General features: G+C 60.2%; 3 protein-coding genes. 1 reads left to right on the forward strand and 2 read right to left on the reverse strand.

What is annotated here, in order from left to right:
* The coding region (locus AC1D35_RS35415; protein ID WP_477942610.1) for a 3-oxoacyl-[acyl-carrier-protein] synthase III C-terminal domain-containing protein at positions 1-488 on the forward strand (488 nt) is incomplete at its 5' end.
* Between the two features lie 151 nt (positions 489-639).
* Here the strand turns inward: AC1D35_RS35415 and AC1D35_RS35420 are convergent.
* Together AC1D35_RS35420 and AC1D35_RS35425 are read right to left on the reverse strand one after the other, a co-directional pair.
* Positions 640-1527 (reverse strand): DMT family transporter, encoded by an 888-nt coding sequence (locus tag AC1D35_RS35420; RefSeq protein ID WP_113335226.1) that lies wholly within the window; start codon positions 1525-1527, stop codon positions 640-642.
* A gap of 173 nt (positions 1528-1700) precedes the next feature.
* The coding region (locus tag AC1D35_RS35425; protein WP_477942613.1) for a dihydrolipoyl dehydrogenase family protein at positions 1701-2743 on the reverse strand (1043 nt) is incomplete at its 5' end.

Genomic DNA, 2743 nt, shown 5'->3' on the forward strand with positions numbered 1-2743 from the left:
TACTCGTACCGAGTGCACATCCGAGACACGGGATCCTGTCGGTCGATCTTGCCACGGACGGCAGCGGCTACGACTTGATCAAGATCCCGGCCGGGGGCAGCAACCGGCCCTTCGCTCCTGATGTTCCGCGTGACGATTTCCTGATGACGATGCCAGATGGCCGTGAGGTCTATTCTCGCGCCGTCAGCTTGATGACGGAGACGTCGCTGCGGGCCTTGGCGCAAGCCGGGATTGCCGCGGGCGACGTCGATTGCTTTGTGCCGCATCAGGCCAATGCTCGGATGTTCGATACTGTTGCCGGCAATCTCGGCGTATCGCCTGAAAAAACCGTCCGCACGATCGAGATCTTTGGCAATTCGTCGGCGGCAACCATTCCGTTGTCGCTGTCGGTGGCCCGCAACAGCAACCGGTTGGTCGACGGCCAGACCCTGCTGCTGACGGCAGCCGGCGCGGGGATGATGGGTGGTGCCGTCGTGTTCGGTCTCTAGCACTGGTCGAGGCGCCGGCGAAATCCGCCGGCCGGTCCTGTGGGCCCTCAAGGTGGGTCGATGGGAAGCGTCGCGCCGAGACCTCTTGAACAATCCGAGCACGCCGCATTGCTCGCCTCTCAGACAAGCACCCGGTCTTTTCCGTCCCTGATCACTCGACGAGCGCTTTTCGGAGCTGGCGCCGATCGAGAACGACGATCGCAAGGCCGCTTGCTATGACGAGCAGAATGCCCGTCAGCGCCATCAGATTGGGCAAAGTGCCGAAAACGAAAATGCCGGCAATCAATGCCCAGAACGTGAAGAAATAGTAGAAGGGCGCGACATTGACCGTCGGGCCGAGCCGATAGGCCATGAAAAGAAGATAATGCCCGCCGAACAGGAAGAGCCCCGAGGCGGCCAGCAACAGGAGATGGTGCGCGCCGGGAACTGCTGTCTCTTCGAAGATAAGGTGCATCGCGATTGCGCCGGCAAGGACAAGTATGCAAGCCCCGAAGGCCACCATGATCCCAGGAACATGGCCGGGGACGCGTCGGCCGACAAGGTCGCGCAGCGCACCGAAGACCGCGTTGCCGATTGCAAGAAGCGCAAAGGAAGACAGCGTACCTCTTCCCGGTTGGGCGACCAGCACGGCTCCGGCAAAGCCTATACCAATCAGCACCATCGACAGGACGCTCAGACGCTCACCAAACATCAAGGACGCACCGATGAGGACGACGAGCGGCGTGATCTGCGTGAGTGCGACGACATTGGCAATCGGCATGTTCGCCAATGCAAGGACGTAACAGAGGACACAGAGCAGTTCGATCAGGTTTCGCGCCGTCACCCACCGGTCGAAGACAACGGGCATCTGGCGCCACTTCCCAAGGAAACTCAGGAGCAACACGCCCCAGCTCGTCGCAAATATTCCGCGCAGGGACAACACTTCGTAAGGCGGGAGCCCTGCGGTTGCGAGCTTCATGAATGTGTCGCTGACGATATAGGAGCCTGTCGAGAGGACCATGAGAAGAGGACCACGATAGGGATAAGTCGCGCCGCGCATATTAGGCCGATCTTTGTGACTGATTGTCTCGATGAGGACCTGCGCCCCCGCTTTGAAGACGCGCGGGAACAATGGTGTTTGCAGATGATTTGAACCGGCCAGATGGCTTCAACCGGAAAGGAGGATCATGGCTGTCAACCGGTCACCGTCATCTAGGCAGAGAGCAAGGTCGCTCACGACCTTCTCGACGGCGGCAGGTCGGTGCAGCTGCCTTCGGCGACTTCGGCCGCCATGCCGATGGTTTCCCCGAGGGTCGGGTGAGGATGGATGGTCCTGCCGATATCGACGGCATCGGCGCCGAGTTCGATTGCGAGACACACTTCCCCGATCATGTCGCCGGCGTTTGGACCGATGATCGCGCCGCCGACAATGCGGCCCGTCTCGCTGGAGAATACCAGCTTCGTCATCCCGTATTCGGCTCCGTTGGCGATCGCACGGCCCGATGCAGCCCAAGGGAAGCGTGCCACCTTGACCTTCATGCCGTTTTCTTTGGCTGAATCTTCTGTCACGCCCACCCAGGCGATTTCGGGATCGAGATAGGCGACACTTGGAATGACGGCGGGTTCAAATGCTGTCTTGTGGCCCGCTGCGACTTCTGCGGCCACATGTCCCTCATGCACCGCCTTGTGGGCGAGCATCGGTTGACCGACGATGTCGCCGATTGCAAATATGTGGGGAACATTCGTCCGCATTTCCTGATCGACCGTGATGAAACCGCGTTCGCCACGAATTTCGGCTGCAGTGAGATTCAGACTGTCGCCGTTCGGGCGACGCCCCGCTGCCTGAAGGATCAGATCGTATTCGCCTTTTGCTTGATCTGCATCGAACGCCGCGCTCAGAGATTCTTCGGAGACGCTGACAGACTGAAGCCTCGTTGCCAGCATGATGCGATCGAAGCGATGGGCGTTTCGTTTTTGCCAAATAGAGACGAAATCGCGATCGACGCCTGCAAGCAGCCCGTCCAGTTGCTCAACCACGTCAATTTTTGCGCCGAGCGCACTATAGACCGTCGCCATTTCGAGCCCAATGATGCCGCCGCCGATCACCAGCATCCGCGCCGGGATTGCCGCAAGCGCCAGTGCCCCTGTCGAATTGACGATGCGCGGGTCGCTGGGAAGAAAGGGAAGCGACACCGGCGAGGAACCGGCGGCGATGATGCAGGATCTGAAATCGACGCGTTGTTCGCTTCCGTCGGCTGAAACCAGCAGGTGGTGGG

This window comes from Rhizobium sp. P1_E6, assembly GCF_056405875.1.